Annotated in this window: 16 protein-coding genes; 12 read left to right on the top strand and 4 right to left on the bottom strand. The window is 73.7% G+C overall.

Annotated features, from left to right (window positions below):
- Positions 1-7 precede the first annotated feature (7 nt).
- Together AB0J74_RS14590 and AB0J74_RS14585 are read right to left on the bottom strand one after the other, a co-directional pair.
- Complete coding sequence (locus AB0J74_RS14590; protein WP_363448219.1) at positions 8-454, bottom strand: hypothetical protein; 447 nt, start codon at positions 452-454, stop codon at positions 8-10.
- Positions 451-1,119 (bottom strand): DUF5995 family protein, encoded by a 669-nt coding sequence (locus tag AB0J74_RS14585; protein ID WP_363448218.1) that lies wholly within the window; start codon positions 1,117-1,119, stop codon positions 451-453. Before AB0J74_RS14585 ends, AB0J74_RS14590 begins: the two co-directional genes overlap by 4 nt.
- 103 nt (positions 1,120-1,222) lie before the next feature.
- Between AB0J74_RS14585 and AB0J74_RS14580 the strand changes: the two genes are divergently transcribed.
- Positions 1,223-1,804, top strand: coding sequence for a GNAT family N-acetyltransferase (locus tag AB0J74_RS14580; protein ID WP_363448217.1), 582 nt, complete (start codon positions 1,223-1,225; stop codon positions 1,802-1,804).
- A gap of 9 nt (positions 1,805-1,813) precedes the next feature.
- A complete protein-coding gene (locus tag AB0J74_RS14575; protein WP_363448216.1) occupies positions 1,814-2,200 on the top strand; it encodes a VOC family protein in 387 nt (128 codons plus the stop codon).
- Here AB0J74_RS14575 and AB0J74_RS14570 read toward each other — a convergent pair.
- Positions 2,197-2,559, bottom strand: coding sequence for an ATP-binding protein (locus tag AB0J74_RS14570; RefSeq protein WP_363448376.1), 363 nt, complete (start codon positions 2,557-2,559; stop codon positions 2,197-2,199). The two genes, AB0J74_RS14575 and AB0J74_RS14570, sit on opposite strands and share 4 nt — an antisense overlap.
- A gap of 73 nt (positions 2,560-2,632) precedes the next feature.
- Here AB0J74_RS14570 and AB0J74_RS14565 point away from each other — a divergent pair, with 73 nt between their 5' ends.
- The 3 genes from AB0J74_RS14565 to AB0J74_RS14555 are packed head-to-tail and all read left to right on the top strand — an operon-like array spanning position 2,633 to position 8,245.
- Positions 2,633-3,112: a molybdenum cofactor biosysynthesis protein gene (locus AB0J74_RS14565; protein ID WP_363448215.1), complete on the top strand. Its 480-nt coding sequence runs from the start codon at positions 2,633-2,635 to the stop codon at positions 3,110-3,112.
- Between the two features lie 4 nt (positions 3,113-3,116).
- Positions 3,117-5,690 carry a DUF4062 domain-containing protein gene (locus tag AB0J74_RS14560; protein ID WP_363448214.1) on the top strand — a complete coding sequence of 858 codons (2,574 nt, stop codon included), beginning with the start codon at positions 3,117-3,119 and terminating at the stop codon, positions 5,688-5,690.
- A complete protein-coding gene (locus AB0J74_RS14555; protein ID WP_363448213.1) occupies positions 5,681-8,245 on the top strand; it encodes a DUF4062 domain-containing protein in 2,565 nt (854 codons plus the stop codon). Before AB0J74_RS14560 ends, AB0J74_RS14555 begins: the two co-directional genes overlap by 10 nt.
- A 46-nt stretch (positions 8,246-8,291) precedes the next feature.
- Here AB0J74_RS14555 and AB0J74_RS14550 read toward each other — a convergent pair whose 3' ends face one another.
- On the bottom strand, positions 8,292-9,518 hold the full coding sequence (locus AB0J74_RS14550) for an FAD-dependent oxidoreductase (RefSeq protein WP_363448375.1): 1,227 nt from the start codon (positions 9,516-9,518) through the stop codon (positions 8,292-8,294).
- A 122-nt stretch (positions 9,519-9,640) separates the two neighbouring features.
- Between AB0J74_RS14550 and AB0J74_RS14545 the strand changes: the two genes are divergently transcribed.
- The 7 genes from AB0J74_RS14545 to AB0J74_RS14515 all read left to right on the top strand — a co-directional run bounded on the left by AB0J74_RS14545 (position 9,641) and on the right by AB0J74_RS14515 (position 17,903).
- Entirely contained in the window at positions 9,641-10,399 is a 759-nt protein-coding gene (locus tag AB0J74_RS14545; RefSeq protein ID WP_363448212.1) for an SDR family NAD(P)-dependent oxidoreductase, read from the top strand.
- Positions 10,400-10,435: 36 nt separating this feature from the next.
- Entirely contained in the window at positions 10,436-11,395 is a 960-nt protein-coding gene (locus tag AB0J74_RS14540; protein WP_363448211.1) for a DMT family transporter, read from the top strand.
- 171 nt (positions 11,396-11,566) lie between these two features.
- Positions 11,567-13,591: a phosphatase PAP2 family protein gene (locus AB0J74_RS14535; protein ID WP_363448210.1), complete on the top strand. Its 2,025-nt coding sequence runs from the start codon at positions 11,567-11,569 to the stop codon at positions 13,589-13,591.
- Positions 13,592-13,796: 205 nt separating this feature from the next.
- Positions 13,797-14,660, top strand: coding sequence for a squalene synthase HpnC (gene hpnC, locus AB0J74_RS14530; RefSeq protein ID WP_363448209.1), 864 nt, complete (start codon positions 13,797-13,799; stop codon positions 14,658-14,660).
- Positions 14,657-15,511 (top strand): presqualene diphosphate synthase HpnD, encoded by an 855-nt coding sequence (hpnD, locus tag AB0J74_RS14525; RefSeq protein WP_363448208.1) that lies wholly within the window; start codon positions 14,657-14,659, stop codon positions 15,509-15,511. Before hpnC ends, hpnD begins: the two co-directional genes overlap by 4 nt.
- Complete coding sequence (gene hpnE / locus AB0J74_RS14520; protein WP_363448207.1) at positions 15,508-16,896, top strand: hydroxysqualene dehydroxylase HpnE; 1,389 nt, start codon at positions 15,508-15,510, stop codon at positions 16,894-16,896. Before hpnD ends, hpnE begins: the two co-directional genes overlap by 4 nt.
- Positions 16,893-17,903, top strand: coding sequence for a polyprenyl synthetase family protein (locus AB0J74_RS14515; protein ID WP_363448206.1), 1,011 nt, complete (start codon positions 16,893-16,895; stop codon positions 17,901-17,903). The genes hpnE and AB0J74_RS14515 overlap by 4 nt, the downstream gene beginning before the upstream one ends.
- The last annotated feature ends 113 nt before the right edge of the window (positions 17,904-18,016 follow it).

The raw sequence follows: 18,016 nt of genomic DNA, 5'->3' as shown, positions 1-18,016 counted from the left end.
CACGAACCTAGGTGGATTGGTGTTCGGCGTGGCGCCGGATGGTCCGCAGGAGGCGGTCGAGCAGCACCGCGTGGGCGCCGGAACCGATGACCAGTTGGCGGTAGCACCACCCGTGGACGCCCGGGAAAGCGGCGTCGGTGCGGGCGGTCAGCCTGGTGTGGCCGGCATCCTCGGCGAGGGTCAGGTGCAGGGCATAGCGGGAGAAGTGGTGCCGGCCGTGCAGCAACAGGCGGCGGCCGGGGACGGACTCGACGACGGCGAAGCCTGGCAGTGTCGCGCCCTGGGTGAGGGGCTGGCCGGAGGCGTGGCGGGGCTGGGCACCGACGAGTGGGGCGTACCAGGCGGCCCCACCCGCGGCGATTCGCTGGGCCTGACGCCCGAGCACCGCCCAGACCGTCTCGGCCGGGGCCGCGATCCGCACGTGGCGCTCGTCGACGAACGGTAGGTCGGTCATGCGTTCCAGTGCAGGATCTCGGTGGCCTTGGCCTGGGCGTGGGCGCGGATCTCGGTCACGATGGCGTCGCGGGCCGGGCGGTCGTCGGCGGCGGCGAGCAGGGCCTGGCCGTTGTGCCAGGCGCGTTCGCGCCAGGCGAAGATGGCGGTGTCGGCCGTGGGCGGGACGGTCTCGGCGAACAGACCCGGGCACAGGTCGCGCTGGATCTCCGGGTAGACCGTCGGGCGGGTGCGGTGAGCCAGCACGTCGTCGACGTGTTTGTGGTCCGGGTAGGTGTAGGCCGCGCCCATGTCTTCGATCATCAGGGCCAGGTCGTTGTTGATGTGCGCGCTGATGCCCAGGTAGATCAGTTGGGTGCAGGCGAGCCGGGCCGGCGCGGCCCCGAAGGCCAGCCGCCAGGCCGGGTCGACCTCGGCGGAGCGCCCCTGCCGCCAGGCCGCGTAGGCGTCGAGGTAGTAGTCGGCGAACGTCGGGATCACCGAGTGGTCCCAGAACTCCGGGGCGGAGAACTCGCCCGCCGCGTTGGCGTCCCGCATGCCCTCGGTGGTGCGCAGGTAGAGCAGCGCGAACGGTCGGTTCTGCGGCTCCAGGGCCGGGTCCCGGTAGTGGGCGGTCATCTCCGCGATCGTGTGCGCGGTGTCGTGGTCGCCACGCGGTGTGGTCACGAACAGATGTTCGCACCGGCGGCGCTCCACGGCAGACACGAAGCCGACAGCGGAAGCCGAAAATGCGTCGCGGGCCGGGCCCTGGCCGCAGCAGGATCGCCGGATGGCAGCCTTCCTGGAGACCGAGCGCCTGGTGCTGCGCGACTTCACCGACTCGGCGAGCGACCTCGACGAGGTGTTCGCGCTGCACGACGACCCCGAGGTGATGCGCTTCATCAACGGCGGCAGGCCGGCCAGCCGGGACGCGATCAGGGAGCGCACGCTTCCGCAACTGCTGGAACGCTTCGCGGCCTTCGACGGCGGGCGAGGGTGCTGGGCGGCGCACGACCGCGCCGACGACAGGTTCGTCGGGTGGTTCGCGCTGCGGCCGGTCCAACCCGACCGCGCCACCGTTGCCGACCTCGGCTACCGGTTGCGGCGCGACGCCTGGGGACGCGGCTATGCCACCGAGGGCGCCCGGGCCCTGGTCGACAAGGGATTCCGCGACCTGCGCGTCAACCGGATCGTCGCCGACACGATGACCGTCAACGCGCGGTCCCGGCGGGTGCTGGAGAAGGCCGGGCTGACCCTGGTCGGGCAATTCCACTGTGACTGGCCGGAGGTCATCGAGGGCTCCGCACAGGGCGACGTCGCCTACGCGCTGACCCGCGAAGCCTGGGCTGCGGGCCGCGGCGCGGCGCATTAGGGTCCGGGAATGGAGCGTCCCTACCTGCGACCCAACGGCATGGTGCTCGATTCCGCCGACCCGCGCGGGTTGGCCGACTTCTACCAGCGGCTGCTCGGCTGGCGGCGCCGCTCCGACGAGCCCGACTGGATCACCCTGGTGCCGCCGGAGGGCGGCATCGGCCTGTCGTTCCAGGGCGAGCCGGCCCACGTCCCGCCGGTCTGGCCGGCCAAGGACGGCGACCCGCGGATGCAGGTCCACCTCGACGTCGAGGTGCACGACCTGGCCACAGCGGTCACCTGGGCCGAGCAACAGGGCGCCACGGTCGCCGCGTTCCAGCCCCAGGACGACGTGCGGGTCATGATCGACCCAGCCGGTCACCCGTTCTGCCTGTGGCAGCCGGAAAACCAGGACTAGACAGCCAGCTCGGCCCAGACGATCTTGCCGGGCTGGGCGGAGTTGGTCAGCGTGCCCCAGGCCCGGGCCACCGCCGCCACGATCGACAGGCCCCGGCCGCCCAGCCGGGTCGGGTCCGGAGGGCGTAAGGTCGGCGGCGCCGTGCTGGCGTCGGCGACCTCGATGCGCAACGCGCCGGCGGTCCGGCGCACCACGAGCACCGCACCGGCCCCGGTGTGCCGCAGCGCGTTCTGCACCAACTCGGTGGTCACCAGCAGCGCGTCGTCGGCCAGGTGGGCCAGCTTCCAGCGGTCGAGAGCCTCGCGGACGGCACCGCGGGCCGAACCCACGGCGGCACCCCGCTCGAACCGCAACCGCATGGCGTCCACGGGGGGTCCTGTACCCACCTGCGAACGGGCACATGCCTCCCGACGTGTTCGTAGACTCGGTTAGGTGCCGGAGATCGTGGAGCTGCTGGCGTCACCCGTACACCGGTTCGAAGGGCGCCCGGCCGACGGTCCCGCGCCCGCCCCACCGGGCGGCGACCTGGTCGACCGGGTCGAGATCCGCGCCGGGCTCGGCATCGTCGGCGACCGCTATTTCGGCCATCCAGCCCACCGGGACGCCGCGGTCACGGTGATCGCCCGCGAGTGGCTGCCGCCGGGCGTGGGGCTCACCCAGGTCCGGCGGAATGTGCTGGTGACCGGTATCGCCGTGGATGACCTCGTGGGCGAGGTCTTCAGCCTGGACTCCGGCAGCGGCCCGGTCCGGCTCGCGGCCACCCGCCGGGCCAACCCGTGTGCCTGGCTCGACCACACGATCGGCCCCGGCGCCCGCAAGGAGCTGCGCGGCCACGGCGGCGTGCGCTGCCGGCCGCTCGACGACGGCACGCTGCGGGTCGGCCCGGTCGAGGTCAGCATCGGGGCGGGTTGAACCGGTGGCGGACCAACCACTGATCCTCACGCCGGACCAGCGGATCCGGGTGTTCGTCAGCTCGTCCATGACCGAGCTGGCCGCGGAGCGGCAGGCGGTGCGCGAGGCCGTACACCGGTTGCGCCTGGTGCCTGTGATGTTCGAGCAGGGTGCCCGCCCGCACCCGCCGCGCGACGTCTACCGGGCCTACCTCGAACAGAGCCAGATCTTCGTCGGCGTGTACGGCGAGAGCTACGGCTGGGTCGCGCCCGGCGAGCGCCTCTCCGGCCTGGAGGACGAGTTCCGCCTGGCCGGTGCGCTGCCCCGGCTGATCTACGTGCGCGAGCCGGCACCCGGTCGCGACCCGCGGCTGGCGGCCCTGCTCGACGGCATCCGGCACTCCGGCGGCGTGACCTACCAGATCTTCGAGACTCCCGACGACCTCCGCGAACAGGTCACGGAGGACCTCGCCGTGCTGCTCTCGGAGCGCTTCGAACAGAGCGGGCGGCGGCAGCCGGAACCGACACCGGGCCGGCTCCCCGCCGCATCGACCCCGCTGATCGGGCGGGACGCCGACCTGGCCGCGCTGGCCACGATGCTCACCGACGACGCGGTGTCGCTGGTGACCCTGATCGGCACCGGCGGGATCGGCAAGACCCGGCTGGCCGTGGCGGCCGCCGAGCGGGTCGCGCCGTGGTTCCCCGACGGCCTCCGGTTCGTCGACCTGTCCAGCGTCCGGTCGCCCGGGCTGGTAGGTGAGGCGCTGGCCCGCGGTCTGGGCGTACGCACCTCGGGCGCCGTGCCGGCCAGCACCGACGTCGCGTCGTGGTTGCGCACCAAGCGGCTGCTGCTGGTGATCGACAACTTCGAGCAGGTCGCCGACGCGGGTCCGGTGATCGGGGAGATCCTGCGCACCGCGCCCGGGGTGACCGCGCTGGTGACCAGCCGGGCGCCGGTGCGGCTGGCGGCCGAGCGGGTCTACCCGGTGTCGCCGCTGGCGGCGCCCGACTCCGGCGACCCGGCCGCCGTCGCGGCATCGCCGGCCGTGCGGTTGTTCGTCGACACCGCCAGTGCGGCCGTGCCCGGTTTCACCCTGACGCCGGCGAACACCGGCGACGTCGCCGAGATCATCCGCCGGCTGCACGGGCTGCCACTGGCCATCATCCTGGCCGCGGCGAAGGTCCGGCTGCTCAGCCCGGCCGACATCGTCGGCCACCTCGGCGACCAGCTCGGCCTGCTCACCGGCGGCGCCCGCGACCTGCCCGACCGCCAGCGCACCCTGCGCGACACCATCGCCTGGAGCTACCGCCTCCTGCGGGCCGAGGAGCGGGCGCTGTTCGACCGGCTGGGCGTCTTCGCGGGCGGCTGGGACCTCGACGCCGTCGAAGCGGTCGCCGACCCGGGCCGCGACCCGCTGACCCTGCTGGAAGGGCTGGTCGAGTCCACCCTGGTCGCCCAGGGCCCGGCGCCGGACGGCCGTGAGCGGTTCACCATGCTGGACACGATCCGCGACTTCGCGCTCGAACGGCTGCGCGACGGAGGCCAGGCGCAGGCGGCCGGGCGCGCGCACGCCGCGCACTACCTGCGGGTCGCCGAGTCCGCGGAGCCGCACCTCAACGGCGCCGACGGGCCGGTCTGGCTGCGCCGGCTGGAGGTGGAACGGGAGAACGTCAACGCCGCCTGCGCCTGGTTCCTCGATCAGGACGACCCGGCGCGGGCGCTGCGGCTGATCTGGGCGACCTGGGCGTTCTGGTGGCGGCGCGGGCACATCGAGGAGGCGACCCGGCACGTGGCCCGGATCCTCGACCGCGCGGCCCTGTTGAGCGGGCCGGCGACCGGCCGGGCGTTGCTGGCGGCCGGTGTGCTCGCGTTCGTGTCCGGCCAGAACGAGCGGGCCGAGGATCTGTTCGGCCGGGCGCTGCCGCTGCTCCGGGCCGCCGGCGACGACCAGGGCGTCTCCCTCGCCCTCGGGCCGCTGGGCCAGTTCGCCGCCCTGCGCGGCGACCGCGCGCTGGCCATCCGGCTGCTCGACGAGGCGAAGGCGAAGGGTGAGCAGTGGCAGGTCGGCCTCTACCACAGCCGGGTCGCGCGGCTGAAGATCGACGAAGGCTCGTACGACGAGGCGCTGCGGCATCTGCGGCTCGCGGTCGAGCTCTCCCGCCAGGCACAGGACCAGTTCGTCGCGCTGCTCGCCCAGTACACCTGGGCGGTCTGGTCGGTCACCCGCGGCGACCGCGCCGGTGCCCGCGCGCACCTGGTCGAGGGGCTGTCGCTGGCCTCCTCGACCGGTGACGAGCCCGCCGTCGCGCAGTTCCTCGGCGCGGTGGCCGACCTCGACGGCCGGCCCGAAGACGACCTGGCCCGCTCGGTGCGGCTGGACGCGGCCGCGCGGGCGCTGCGTACCCCGTCCAACGAGATGTGGATGCGCGCGTTCGTGGCGCCCTGGCCGCGGGTCGGGCTCGACCCCGAAGAGACCCGGGCGCGACTCGGCGACACCGCCTACGCGGACGCCTGGCGGGCCGGCGAGGCGCTGGGCGTGCGGCGAGCGGTCGCGCTCGCCACGGCGGACCGGACCTGGGAGGTGGCGCGGTGTCGGTGATCCTCACGCCCGACCAGCGGGTCCGGGTCTTCGTCAGCTCGTCGATGACCGAACTGACCGCGGAGCGCCAGGCCGTCCGGGAGGCCATCGGGCAGCTGCGGCTCGTGCCGGTCATGTTCGACCAGGGCGCCCGGCCGCACCCGCCGCGCGACGTCTACCGGGCCTACCTCGAACAGAGCCAGATCTTCGTCGGCGTGTACGGCGAGAGCTACGGCTGGGTGGCGCCCGGCGAGGAACTGTCCGGTCTGGAGGACGAGTTCCGGCTGGCCACGCCGCTACCTCGGCTGATCTACGTCAAGGAGCCGGCCGAGCAACGAGACCCGCGGCTGGTCGCCATGCTCGACGGCATCGAGCACGCCGCCGACGTCTCCTTCCGCCGCTTCCGCACCCCGGCCGAGCTGCACGAGCAGGTCGGGCAGGATCTCGCGCTGCTGCTCTCGGAGCGCTTCGAGCGGACCCGCGAGCCGCAGGCCGAACTGGCCGCCACGGCGCTGCCGGCCGCGCGTACCCCACTGGTCGGTCGCGACGAGGACCTCGCCGCGCTGCAGACGATGCTGATCGACGACGCGGTGCCACTGGTGACCCTGATCGGCACCGGCGGGATCGGCAAGACCCGGCTGGCCGTGGCGGCCGCCGAGCGGGTCGCGCCGTGGTTCCCCGACGGCCTCCGGTTCGTCGACCTGTCCAGCGTCAGCTCGCCCGACCTGGTCGGCGAGGCGCTGGCCCGCGGCCTCGGGGTGCGCACCTCGGGTGGGGTGCCGGCCGAGGTCGACGTGTCGTCGTGGCTGCGCACCAAGCGGCTGCTGCTGGTGATCGACAACTTCGAGCAGGTCGCCGAGGCCGGCCCGGTGATCGGCGAGATCCTGCGCACCGCGCCCGGGGTGACCGCGCTGGTGACCAGTCGGGCACCGCTGCGGCTGGCCGACGAGCGGGTCTATGTGGTGCCGGGGCTCTCGTTGCCGCCCGAGTCCGCCGGGCCGAACAGCGACCCGGTCGTCATCGCGGCCACCTCGGAGGCCGTCCGGCTGTTCGTCGACACCGCTCGCGCCGCGTCGCCCCGGTTCGCGCTGACGTCGGCCAACGTCGGCGCGGTCATCGAGATCACCCGCCGGCTGTACGGCCTGCCGCTGGCCATCATGCTCGCTGCCGCGAAGGTACGGGTGCTGCCGCCCGACGCCATCGTCGAACATCTCGGCGACCAGCTCGGGCTGCTCACCGGCGGCGCCCGCGACCTGCCCGACCGGCAGCGCACGATGCGCGACACCATCGCCTGGAGCTACCACCTGCTGCGCGCCGACGAGCGGGCGCTGTTCGACCGGCTCGGCGTCTTCGCCGGCGGCTGGGACCTCGAGGCCTTCTCCGTGGTCACCGGCCCGGGCGGGGACCTGCTGGGCATGCTGGACGCGCTGATCGGGTCCACGCTGGTCTGCCGGGACACGACGCCGGACGGGCAGCCGCGGTTCTCGATGCTCGACACGATCCGGCACTTCGCGTTGGAACAGCTGGCCGGCGGCGACCAGTGGGCGGCGGTGCACGACACGCACGCGACCTATTACCTCGGTCTGGCGCGGACGGCGGAACCGCAGCTCAACCTGGTCGCCGGCGCGCCCTGGCTGCACCGGCTGGAGCGCGAGCACGGCAACCTCACCGCCGCGCTGGACTGGTTCATCGAGCGCGAGGACCCGGCGGCGGCGCTGGCGCTGCTGTGGTCGACCTGGACCTTCTGGTGGCGACGCGGACACGTCGACGAGGCCGGCCGGTATCTGGCCCGGATCCTCGACCGGCGGCGCCTGCTCGACCGGCGGGATCTGGGCCTGGCCCTGCTCGCGGCCGGCGGCAACGCGTCCGTCTCGGGCCAGCTCGAGGCGGCCGAGGCCGACCTGCAGCGGGCCCTGCCGCTGCTGGACGAGACCGGCCAGGAGGCCGCAGTGTCGATCGCCGTGAGCATGGTCGGGCACTTCGCCGCCGTCCGCGGCGACCGGGAGCGGGCCGACCGCTACCTGACCGAGGCCGCGCGGCGGGCCGCCGCCTTGGGCGAGAACTGGCAGGTCAGCCTCGCACACAGCCGGCTCGCGCTGATCGCGGTCGACGTCGGCCGGCACGACGAGGCACGGTCGCACGCGCAGATCGCGCTCAACCTCTCCGACGCCGGCCAGGAGCAGTTCACCGCGGTCGTCGCCCACTACGTCTGGGCGTTCTGCGCGATCGCGCTGGACTATCACGTCAGCGCCCGCCACCACCTGGTCGAAGGGCTGGCGCTGGCCGCCGCCGCCGGCGACGAGGCGGCGCTGGGCACCTTCCTGGCGGCGGTCGCCGACATCGACAGCCGGCACGGTGACCTGTCGCGGTCGGTCCGGCTGCACGCCGCCGCGTCCGCCCTGCGGACCCCGTCGAACGAGATGTGGATGCGGGCGTTCGTGACGCCCTGGCGGCCGATCGGGCTGGACGCGGCGGCCGCGCGGGACGTGCTCGGCGACGACCTCTACGAAGCCGCCTGGCAGGCGGGCGAGACGCTGGGCGTGGAGAAGGCCGTCGCGGAAGCGACGGGCGCCTAGGCCGGCATCGCGGCCTGCGACGGGCCCAGGTGCCGCCTGGACACGCCTAGCGCAGGGCGCGCACGACGGCGCCGGCGGCGCGCCAGCCGCTAGCCAGCGCGCCCTGGGTCGACGGGCTGTCGCGGTGGTCACCGGCGACGAAGAGGCCGTCGCCGAGCGAGACGGGTAGCCGCAGCCGGCCCTGCGGCGGCGGCGCGGCCGGCAGCGCCGCCGGGATCGACACCGTCGTCAGGTGGGTCCAGCCCGTGGCCTCGCGGCCGTAGAGGCGGGCCAACTCGGCGCGGACCACCGGCTCCGGCGGGGCGGCCGGGCCGACCACCGAGGTGGCCACCAGCGAGCGGCCGGCCGGCGCGTAGCCGGCCGCCGCCGCCGACATGACCACCGTGTTGGCCACGATCTCCCGGCGGTCTCCGTCGAGCACCAGCGTCGGTTCGTCCAGCGGCGGCTCGGCAGTGCCGTGGTAGTAGGTGGTCAGCGCGTGCATCCGGGGCATCGGCACGGCCGGCAGCAAGGTCGTGGCCGCCGCGACCAGCACGGCCCGGCAGCGCACGGTCGGGCCGCCGGCCGGCGTCACCGTGCCGGGCGCGACGGCCGCGACCGGAGCCGACAGGTGCACCCGGTCGGTGGGCAGCGGCGCGGCGACGGCGGCCGGCAGCGCGGCCATCCCGGTCGCCGGCACCGCGATCCGGCCGCGGGCGAACGACCGCACGATCATCGCGAGCACGTGGCTGGACGTCTCCAGCGAGCGGTCGGCGAACACACCGGAGAGGAACGGCCGGACGAGTTCCTCGATGAAGTCGTGGGACAGCCCGGCCTGGCGCAGCGCCGCCTCGGTGGTGGTCTCCGGGGCATCGAGCAGCCGGGCCGGCGGCAGCGAGGCGTAGCGGGCCACCAGCGCGGCGAACCGCACCAGGTCGAGGCGGGAACCGAGCCGGCTGGCCGCGCCCAGCGAGGCGCCGAGCACGCCCGGGCGCAGTGACGCGGCCAGCCGCACGAGGTCGGGGCCGCGCCGCACGAGCACGCCGGGTGTGAAGAAGCACAGGTCGAGGGCGGCCAGGTCGACCAGCGCGGCCAGCCGCGGGTAGGCGGTGTTGAGCACCTGGAAACCGCGGTCGAGGCGGTAGCCGTCGACGAGGTCGGTGGCGACCCGGCCGCCGAGCCGGTCCGCCGACTCCAGCAGCACCCAGTCGAGGCCGGCGCGGTCCAGCCGGCGGGCCGCGGCCAGCCCCGCGAGGCCACCGCCGACGATCACCACGTCGGCGGAGGCGGGCAGGTCGGCGGGCATCGGTCTCCCTGGATCGACGCAGTCAATCGACGCAACGGCAGCTTACCGGGACCGGACCGGCCGCGCAGCGTTTCCGTCCGGCAGGCGGCCGCGTACCCGAAGATGGTGTGATGCGGATTTCCGGCTCCGTCGCACTCGTCACCGGCGCGTCCTCGGGCATCGGCCGGGCGACCGCGCTCGCCCTGGCGGCCGAGGGCGCCAACGTCATCGTGCACGGCCGCGACCGGCCGGCCCTGGAGGCGTTGGCCGCGCGGCTGGACGGCCACGCCCTGGTCGCCGACCTGGGCACGGCGGGCGAGGCGGAGAAGCTGGGCCGGGCCGCCCTGGACCGCAGCGGGCGGGTCGACATCCTGGTCGCCAACGCCGGTGCGGGGTGGGCCGGGCCGTTCGAGGAGATGGCCGAGGCCGACATCGAGCGGCTGCTGGCGGTCAACCTGGCCGCACCGATCGCGCTGACCCGGGCACTGCTGCCGGGCATGCGGGAACGCGGTGCCGGATACCTCGCGTACGTGACGTCGATCGCCGGCCGGACCGGGGTGGCCGGTGAGGCGGTCTACGCGGCCACCAAGGCCGGGCTGGACGGGTTCGCCGAGAGCCTGCGGCTGGAGGTGCGGTCCACCGGCGTCGAGGTGGGTGTGCTGGTGCCCGGGGTGGTCGACACGCGGTTCTTCGAGCGCCGGGGGCGGCCGTACGGGCGGCAGCGGCCGGCTCCGATCGATCCCGGTCCCGTCGGGCGCGACCTGGTCCGGTTGATCGCGGCCGGCGGCGCCGAGCTCTACCGGCCCGGCTGGCTGCGCCTGCCGGTGGCCGTCCGCGGCGCCGTCCCGGGCGTCTACCGTGCCCTGGCCAGCCGGTTCGGCGGCAGTTGACGAGATTGCGGTCGATGCTGTGTAAAGGTTGAGCGTGTGGGCTGGGCGATCTGTTTCGCGCTGCTAGGGGCATTACTCTTCGGCACGTCGGCCGCTCTCCAGCAACACGCGGCACGCGAGACGGACTACGCACCGGCCCACCCGGGCGAGGCGGGCACGCCCAAGCACGGCGTCGTGGTGGTCTCCCTGGTCCGCCTGATCCGGCGGCTGTTCCACAGCCCGCTCTGGGTGATCGGCTGGTGCTGCAACCTGCTCGGCTTCGGCGCCCAGGCGGCCGCGCTGCATTTCGGCTCGGTGGCCCTGGTGCAGCCGCTGCTGGTCACCCAACTGCTGTTCGCGCTCCCGCTCTCGTTACGGCTGCGGCGCATGCGGCCGGACTGGCGCGACCTGGTCTCGGCCGGCGTGATCTGCGGCGGCCTCGCGCTGTTCCTCAGCGTGCGCGGCGTGGCACCGCGGGCCGACGAGGCCAACCGCGGCTGGGCCATCCTGGCCGGCCTGGTCACCGCCGTCGCCGTGGTGCTGATCATCGCCCTGGCCACCGGCCGCAGGCCGGCGCAGCACTCGTTCCTGATCGCCATCGCGGCCGGGCTGTGCTTCGCCTACAGCGCGCTGGCGCTCAGCCTGACCGTCAGCGACCTGGTCAACCGCGGCATCGCCGCGACCGCGACCGACTGGCCGGGCTACGCGCTGGCCATCGCGACGATCACCGGCCTGCTCCTGGAACAGGGCGCGTTCGCGGCCGGTTCGTTACCTCCCGCGGTCGCCGCGATGAACATCACCAATCCGGTGGCAAGCTACCTGATCGGTATCTTTGCGTTCAACGTCACACTTCCGCAAACTGCGACGCAGCTCACAGCACTGTTGATCGCCGCCGTGTTGATATCGGCGGGAGCGATCGGCCTCGCGCACTCCCCGAGCGTGCGCGACGACCGGCAAGATGACACCGGGGCGCGGACCGGACACTCGCCCGGCCCAACACCCCAAACGAGCCACTAACCGGGCGGAAGCACCAGCAGAGCTTGGCGTTTTCGCACGGAAACGGGGGCGGCGACGCAACCTGGAAGTGTGCACCTGAAGAAGGGGCCTGAGCCGCCCGCATGGGGGAGCCCGGACGGCGCAGCTGACGTGCGCGCCAATCGCCCGCGCCCCGCGCTTCGGCGCGAGCTTGTGCTGTATCTGGCAGTGGTCGTGCTCTACGCGGGCATCTCCCGTGGGGGTGGACCGTTCCGCGAGGGGTTGGCCCTGTCGCACGGTCGCGACCTGCTCGACCTCGAACGGTTCCTGCACATCGACGTCGAGCGCACGCTCAACGCCTGGCTGGTGCCCCGCGACGCGCTGTCCGTGTTGGCCAACTACGACTACGCGTTCACCTACGTGGTCACCTCGTTCGGCCTGCTGGCGCTGCTCTACTTCCGCGGGTCGCCCTGGTACCGCTGGGCACGGAGCTCGTTCGCCCTGATCAACCTGATCGGCATCTCGATCTTCGCGATCTACCCGGCGGCGCCGCCGCGGCTGCTGCCCGGCCAGGGCTACGTCGACACGGTGACGGTCGGCGGCACGTTCGGCTCGTGGGGCTCGCCGCTGACCGCCGACGCCAACCACCTGGCGGCCATGCCGTCGCTGCACGTCGCGTGGGCGCTCTGGGTCAGCGTCGTGGTCAGCTCGATCTTCGCCGGCCGCTGGTGGGTGAAGGCACTGTGCGCCCTGCTGGTCGCCAACACCACGTTCGTGATCATGGCGACGGCCAACCACTACCTGCTCGACGCCGTCGGCGGCGCCCTGGTCGTGCTCGCCTCGTTCGGCCTGATGGCGCTGGTCACCGACAAGCCGAACACCCGGCGGCCAAGGCTCGCCCCCGCCGACGCCTTCTTCCTGCACGCGGAGACGGTCACCGGCGACGCGCAACACGTCGGCGGCGTGATCGTGATGCACGACGAGCGCGGCGGCGCGGCCTTCCGAGCCGCCCTGCTCAGCCGCTTTCGAGCCAATCTCGACCGGATGCCGCGGTTCCGGCACCGGGTGGCCGAGGGCTCGTTCTGGCGGCGACCGCGCTGGGAGCCGGCCGGCGAGATCGACTGGGACTGGCACCTGCCGGTCAAGGACCTCAGCGGGGCCGACGGCCAGCCGGGCGGGCCGGCCGCGCTGGAGGCGTTCGTGGCCGACCTGCAGCGCACGCCGCTGCCCCGGGACCGGCCGCTATGGCGCTTCTACACGGTCACCGGCGCCGTGCCCGGCGAGGTGGTCGTGGTGCTGACCGTGCACCACGTGGTCTCCGACGGGATGGCGACCATCTTCACCGCGACCCGGCTGTTCGAGCCGCTGCCCGACCCGGCCGGCGCCGACCTGCCCCGACTCGGGCTGTTCAAGCGGATCGGGGCGGTGCTGACTGGCGTGGCGCAACTCGCCGGTGACGGCGTCGCCAAGCGCCGGCTGCCCTCGGGGTCGCCGCGCGACCGCGACTACGGCATGTCACGGGTGCCCACCTCGGTCGCCCGCGAGCTGGCCAAGGCCTATGGCGTGCACGTCAGCGACGTGCTGCTGTCGGCCAGCGCGGGCGCGCTCAAGCGGGTCCTGCCGATGAGCGGTGACCTGCGGGTCAGCGTCCCGCTGACGATGCGCTCCCCCACCGACCAGTCGGCCGGCAACGTCACCGCGGCCGTGCTGATGGACCTGCCGCTGGGCCCCGACGACGAGGTCGACCGGCTCAGGGAGACCGCGCGGCGCAGCGGCCGGCTGCGCAGCGGCACCCGGGCGATGGGCGGGCGGTTCATCATCGGCACCGCCACCGGTGCCCTGCCGGCGCCCGCACAGCGCTGGTTTGCCCGGGTGGTTTACGGGAAGCGCTTCTTCGAGGCGATCGTTTCCAACATGGTCGGCCCGACCGGGGCCTACCGCCTGGCCGGCGGCGACGTGCACTGGGTGCACCCGGTGGTCCCACTGGCACCAGGGGCACCGCTGGCCGTCGGCATCATCGGCTGGGACCAGTGCCTCGACATCGGGATCAGCGCGGATCCCGCGCTCGGCGCGGACGCGCATCGGGTCGCCATCGCGATGGTGGCGGTCATCGACGAGCTGTCACAGCGAACCGGCGCGGCGGGAGCGCGTCCACGAACTCGATCCAGCGAGGAATTTGGACCATTCTGGCCTGTTTTCCGCGATGAAGGCATACCTGTCCGTAAAGATGTGAGCTAACCGGCGCACCAGAACCACGGGCCGGCGATACGAGTCCGATCGATAGGTCGCCGCGCGTGGCCCTGAGCGCCGCGGACGAAGGGGGCAGCACCAAGAGATGGGCTCGATACAGGGGGATCAATCGAGCGAGGTCGCGGCCGTCATGGTCGTCGAGTCCAACCTGGCCGGGCGCGAAGCCGACGCCGCACCAGGCAGCATTGCGGACATGACCTCCCTCCCTGACCCGGCCGGCTCCGGCGACGCATACCTGCGCGCCAAGGAGCAGGCCGAGAACTTCCCGGTGGCATTGCGGATCCTGCCGCGCCGGCACCGGCAGCACCTGCTCGCCGTCTATGACGTCGCGCGGGTCGTCGACGACCTCGGCGACCGGGGTCACGGCGACCGCCGGCCCGCCCTGCGGGCGTTCGACGAAGACCTCGACGCCCTGTTCGGCGGCGGCACCCCACGCCACCCGGTGCTACAGCGGCTGCGGCACACGGTGGAGGCCTGCCGCCTCGACGCGCAGCCGTTCCACGACCTGGTCGCCGCCAACCTGCAGGACCAGGAGCGGGCGGCGTACGGCACGTTCGACGACCTGGTCGCCTACTGCCGGCTGTCGGCCGACCCGGTCGGCCGCATCGTGCTGTCCGTGTTCGGGGTGAACACCCCGGAGCGGGCGCTGCTCTCCGACCGGATCTGCACCGCCTTGCAGATCGTCGAGCACTGCCAGGACGTCGCCGAAGACCGCCGCAACGGCCGGATCTACCTTCCCCTCGAAGACCTCGACCGGTTCGAGGTGCGCCCGACCGACCTCGACGCGCCGAGGGCCAGCCCCGCGGTCCGCAAGTTGGTCTCGTTCGAGGCCGCCCGCGCCGGCACCCTGCTCGACCAGGGGCTGCCCCTGCTGCGGCTGCTCCGCGGCTGGGCCCGGCTGGCCGTGACCGGCTACGTCGCCGGCGGCCGGGCGACCCTCTACGCGCTGCGGCGGGCAGACTGGGACGTGCTGACCCGCACGCCACGACCGTCGAAACGCGACGTCCTGGCCCAGGCCGTGGCCGCGACGCTGGGCTCGGGGGTGATGTCGCGATGAACTCGCTGACCACCGCGTACGAGACCTGCGAGACCATCACCCGCACCGAGGCACGCAACTTCTACTACGGCATCCGGCTGCTGCCGCCGGCCAAGCGCACCAGCCTGTGCGCGGTCTACGCGCTGGCCCGCCGGATCGACGACATCGGCGACGGCGACCTGCCCCCGGCCGCCAAGACGGCGGCGCTCGCCGGGCTCAAGGCCGAACTGTCCGACATCGACCGCAGCGACGACCCGGTCCTGGTCGCGGTCGCCGACACGGCCCGGCGGTTCCCGCTGCCGGTCGGCGCGTTCGGCGAGTTGGTCGACGGCGTGCAGATGGACCTGACCGGCACCCGCTACGACACCTTCGAGCAGTTGGTCGGCTACTGCCGGTGCGTCGCCGGCTCGGTCGGCCGGCTCTGCCTGGGCATCTTCGGCTCCCGGGCCGACCCGCATGCCAGCGAGTACGCCGACGCCCTGGGCATCGCGCTGCAGCAGGTCAACATCCTGCGCGACATCCGCGAAGACCTGACCAACAACAGGATCTACCTGCCCAGCGAAGACCTGCACCGGTTCGGCGTGCGGCTCTCCCTGGACGCCAAGGGCAACCTGGTCGACCGCGACGGCGGTCTGGCCAGGTTCATCGCGTTCGCGGCCGAGCGGGCGCGCCTCTGGTACGAGCGCGGCCTGCGCCTGCTGCCGCTGCTCGACCGGCGCAGCGCCGCCTCCGCCGCCGCGATGTCCGGCATCTACCGCCGGCTGCTCGAGCAGATCGCCGCCGACCCCAGGCTGGTGTACGACCGGCGGCTGTCCCTTACCGGCTGGCAGAAGGCGACCGTGGCGGTCCGCGCGATGGCGGGTGTGTCATGACCCGCTCGGACGTCGCGGTGGTCGGGGGCGGGCTCGCCGGCATCACCGCCGCGCTGCGGTTGGCCGACGCGGGACGCACGGTCACCCTGTTCGAGGCGAAGCCCTGGCTCGGCGGGTTGACCCACTCGTTCCGCCGCGGCGACCTCGACGTCGACAACGGGCAGCACGTGTTCCTGCGCTGCTGCACCGCCTACCGCACGCTGCTCGACCGGCTCGGCGTCACCGGGCAGACCTACTTGCAGGACCGGCTCGACATCCCGGTCCGGCAGCCCGGCGTGGGCGCGGCCCGGCTGCGCCGCAACGGCCTGCCGGCACCGCTGCACCTGGGCGGAGCCCTGTTCGGCTACGGCCTGCTCAACCCGATGCAGCGGCTGCGGTTCACCCGCGCGGCGCTGGCGATGAAGGCGCTCGACCGCACCGACCCGGCCCTCGACCGGCGCAGCTTCGGCGACTGGCTGCGCGAGCAGGGCCAGGACGCGCAGACCGTGGCGGCGATGTGGGACCTGGTCGGCCTCGCGACGCTCAACGTGCCGGCCGACGAGGCGTCGCTGGCCCTGGCCGCGATGGTGTTCCAGGTCGGGTTGCTCACCGACAACGACGCGGCCGACATCGGCTGGTCCCGCGTCCCGCTGCGGCAACTGCACAGTGACGCGGGCGAGCGGGCGCTGACCGCGGCCGGCGCGACCGTGCGCCCCGGCACCCGGGTCGACGCCGTCTCGCCCGGCCCGAACGGCTTCACCCTGCGGGTCCGCGACGACGAGGAGTTCCTGGCCAAGCAGGTGGTGCTCGCGCTGCCGCCACACGTGGCGCACAAGCTGGTCCCCGACATCGGCGGTGGGCCGGCGAAGCTGGGCAGTTCGCCGATCGTCAACGTGCACCTGGTGGTCGACCGCCCGGTGCTGACCGAGCCGTTCGTGGCCGGCGTCGGCACCCCGATCCAGTGGGTGTTCGACCGCACCGAGCCGTCCGGCCTGGCCGCGTCGCGCCCCGGCGCGCAGTACCTGGCGGTATCCCTGTCGGCCGCCGCCGAGCTCGTCGACCTGCCGGTCGCCCGGCTGCGCGAGTTGCTGTTCCCGGACCTGGAGGCGCTGTTCCCGGGGCTCGCCGACGCGACCGTGCTCGACTTCTTCGTCACCCGGGAACGCACCGCCACGTTCCGCGGCTCGCCGGGCTCGCAGGAGTTCCGTCTGCCGGCCCGCACCCCGGTCGCGGATCTTTTCCTCGCCGGAGCATGGACGGACACCGGTTGGCCGGCCACTATGGAGGGTGCCGTGCGTAGTGGCGACACCGCCGCCGACGCCGCGCTCGGTGCATCCACTGTAGACATTAGGGCTGGGCGTCCCGTCGGCGCCGGCCCGCAGAGGCGTCAGGGGGTGCCGGCATGACACAGACGCTGCCCGCGTTGGACCGCAACCGCGAGCATCTGTTGCCCGCGCTGCGGGCCGCCGTGGCCCGGCTCGACCCGGCCAGCCGGTTGGCCGCCTCCTACCATCTGGGCTGGTGCACGGCCGACGGCACGCCCGGCGACAGCAACGGTGGCAAGGCGATCCGGCCGGCCCTGGCCCTGCTGTCGGCCGAGGCGGTCGGCGCGCCGGCCACCGTCGGGCTGCCGGGCGCGGTCGCGGTCGAGTTGGTGCACAACTTCTCGTTGCTGCACGACGACCTGATGGACGGCGACGTCGAGCGCCGGCACCGGCGCACGGTCTGGGCCATCTGGGGCGCCGACACCGCCATCCTGACCGGTGACGCGATGCTCGCGCTGGCACACGAGGTGGTGCTCGAGGCCGGCACGCCGGCCGCGGCCCGCGCCGGGCTGCTGCTCGCCGCCACCACCCGCGAGCTGACCCGCGGCCAGGTGCAGGACGTGGCGTTCGAGACCCGCGACGACGTGACCCTCGACGAGTGCATCGAGATGGCCAGCGGCAAGACCGGGTCGCTGCTGGCGGCCAGCGCCGCCATCGGTGCCGTGCTGGCCGGTGCCGGCGAGCCGGTGCAGGCCGCGCTCAAGACCTTCGGTGCCCAGGTCGGGCTGGCGTTCCAGCTCATCGACGACGTGCTGGGCATCTGGGGCGACGCGGCGGTGACCGGCAAGCCGGTCTTCTCCGACCTGCGCTCGCGGAAGAAGACGCTGCCGGTCAGCTACACGCTCGGCGACCCGCGGCACGGCCCGGAACTGGCCGCCTGGCTGGCCACGCCGGGCGACCCCGACGACGCGGCCCTGCGCCGCGCCGCCGACCTGGTGGAGAAAGCAGGCGGCAAGGAGTGGGCGCTCTCCGAGGCCCGGGAACGGATGTCGCTGGCCGAGAAGGCGCTGTCCACCGTCGACATCGACGAGGAAGCGCGCACCGAACTGATGGCGCTCGGGAGATTCATCGTGGACCGGGATTCATGAGCGAGCGAAGCGAGCGCAGGCAGCTCAGTAGCACGTGCGGTCGTGGGGGGGGGGGGGGGGGGCGGGCGCGCGCGCGCGCCCACCCCGCCGCTGGAGCCAAGGCACCGCAGCAC

This window comes from Asanoa sp. NPDC049573 (assembly GCF_040676615.1).
Classification (GTDB): domain Bacteria; phylum Actinomycetota; class Actinomycetes; order Mycobacteriales; family Micromonosporaceae; genus Asanoa.
This window is presented reverse-complemented; position numbering and strand designations above follow the sequence as displayed.

Coding starts and splice junctions, on each gene's coding strand:
- hpnC (WP_363448209.1), top strand. CDS start 13,797: ATGACCTCCCTCCCTGACCCGGCCGGCTCCGGCGACGCATACCTGCGC.
- AB0J74_RS14575 (WP_363448216.1), top strand. CDS start 1,814: ATGGAGCGTCCCTACCTGCGACCCAACGGCATGGTGCTCGATTCCGCC.
- AB0J74_RS14570 (WP_363448376.1), bottom strand. CDS start 2,559: ATGCGGTTGCGGTTCGAGCGGGGTGCCGCCGTGGGTTCGGCCCGCGGT.
- AB0J74_RS14545 (WP_363448212.1), top strand. CDS start 9,641: ATGCGGATTTCCGGCTCCGTCGCACTCGTCACCGGCGCGTCCTCGGGC.
- hpnD (WP_363448208.1), top strand. CDS start 14,657: ATGAACTCGCTGACCACCGCGTACGAGACCTGCGAGACCATCACCCGC.
- AB0J74_RS14580 (WP_363448217.1), top strand. CDS start 1,223: ATGGCAGCCTTCCTGGAGACCGAGCGCCTGGTGCTGCGCGACTTCACC.
- hpnE (WP_363448207.1), top strand. CDS start 15,508: ATGACCCGCTCGGACGTCGCGGTGGTCGGGGGCGGGCTCGCCGGCATC.
- AB0J74_RS14590 (WP_363448219.1), bottom strand. CDS start 454: ATGACCGACCTACCGTTCGTCGACGAGCGCCACGTGCGGATCGCGGCC.
- AB0J74_RS14515 (WP_363448206.1), top strand. CDS start 16,893: ATGACACAGACGCTGCCCGCGTTGGACCGCAACCGCGAGCATCTGTTG.